Source organism: Parvibaculum sp., from assembly GCF_039680535.1.
Classification (GTDB): Bacteria; Pseudomonadota; Alphaproteobacteria; order Parvibaculales; family Parvibaculaceae; genus Parvibaculum.
In genome coordinates this window covers 1-1,734 of the sequence record NZ_JBDKSS010000002.1, presented here as the reverse complement: position 1 = coordinate 1,734, position 1,734 = coordinate 1, and the positions used below count along the sequence as shown (strand labels likewise).

Genomic DNA, 1,734 nt, shown 5'->3' with positions numbered 1-1,734 from the left:
TCTTCGAGCGCATCCGGGCCGATGCAGCGGCCGGCATCCTTGGCGTCGAGGTTCGCACCGTGCAAGCCTTGGCGGCGCGCGGCGAAGTGCCAGGGGCCGCCAAGATCGGCGGGCTCTGGACCTTCGAAGAATCCGCGCTGCGATCATTCCGGCTGGAGCTTGACGAGACCAAAACTCAGGCCAAGTCGAAGGCACAGCCAGTTCCGCCCGAAGACACCGTCTACGTGATCCGCTGCGATTATAAGGTCAAGATCGGCTATACCCGCAACCTCGCACAGCGTCTCCATTCGCTCCGCACGTCGAACCCGAGGCCAATCGACCTACTCGTGAGCTTCCCCGGCACCCGCGCCGACGAGAAGCGATTGCACCAGAAGTTCAGCGACCTGCGGTTCAGCGGCGAGTGGTTTCGGCTCCGCAAGCCGATCAAGGAATGGCTGCGCGAAGAGCATGGGGTGTTCCAGATATGAGCCTGGGCAAGATCCACACCATGGACGAGGCTGCGGCCACCCTGCGCATCAGCCGCCGTGCGCTGCACGAGATCGTCAAACGGTATCCGTTCTATTTCCTCAATGGCGCGAGGAAGCTGTTCACCGACGCCGATCTGGTTAAGCTAACCGAAGCCCTGCGCCCGGACCCGACGCCATGCCGCTCAAGCTCGTCCCGCCCCGTGCGGGCAAATCGCCGAACTACCGCATCCGCGGAACCTACCTTGGCGAGTACGTGGATGAGAGCACAGGAAGCTCTGTCGAAGCCGTCGCGCGCAAGCTCCTCGCCGCGCGCAAGGCAGAAATCGAACGTGGTAAGTCTGCCCCCGCGATAGCTGCGACGAAGGCCGGGAAGCCGTTCATCGAAGCGGCCATGGACTATATGGACGCCGGTGGCGACATGCGGTTCGTCGGCAGCTTCGACAAGGCCACGAAACAATGGTCCAAGGGACTGATCAAGCATTTCGGCGAGACGCCCCTAACCGACATTGATCAGGCGGCCATCGACCGGGCCGCCGTGGCGCTCTATCCAGAAGCGACGCCCGCCACACGGAACCGGCAGGTGCATACGCCGATAAGCGCCATCCTGAAACGATCCGGGATCGAGATGGCAATCCGTCGGCCGAAGGGCTGGCGCGGGCGCAAGCGGGTGGACTGGCTCCAGCCTGAGCAGGCGTTCCGGCTGTTTGACGCGGCAGGCACGATCGATGCCGAGTTCAGGGTGCTGCTGGTCTTCCTCTGCTACACTGGGTGCCGGCTGGGGGATGCCCTGAATCTGACCTGCCGGCAGATCACGCTTGCCGAATCGTTCGCCTATTTCGCCGTCACGAAGAACGATGATCCACGGGCCGTCCACCTGCCGCCGTTCCTGGTGGCAGAACTGGGGAATCATCCGCGCGGGCTAGACCGAGACAAGCAGAAGGCTTTTCGCTTCCGCAAATGCGGGCGGCTCTACACGCTGATGAGGAAGGCAAAGGAAGCGGCCGGCGCCGACATCGAGCATGTGACCTTTCACACCCTCTGCCACACCTGGGCGACGTGGATGCGCCGCTATGCGGGTCTCGACACGCGCGGGCTGGTGGGTACGGGCCGCTGGCGGGATGAGAAATCAGCGGCGCGCTATGAGCACGTCGTGGCCTCGGAGGAGAGCCGGAAGGCCGATCTTCTGCCCGTCCCGCATCGCGGCAAGAAACGCAAAACGGTGGAAAATCCGTGGACTGAGGCTTCAACATCGCGCAAAAGGTTGGTA

Annotated in this window: 2 protein-coding genes; both read left to right on the top strand. The window is 63.3% G+C overall.

Annotated elements, in window-relative coordinates; genetic code table 11:
- A partial coding sequence (locus ABFC66_RS00780; protein ID WP_346739051.1) for a GIY-YIG nuclease family protein occupies nucleotides 1-467 on the top strand: 467 nt, incomplete at its 5' end.
- Nucleotides 468-642: 175 nt separating this feature from the next.
- Nucleotides 643-1,734, top strand: a 1,092-nt coding sequence (locus ABFC66_RS00775; RefSeq protein WP_346739050.1) for a site-specific integrase, incomplete at its 3' end; no start/stop codon positions are given.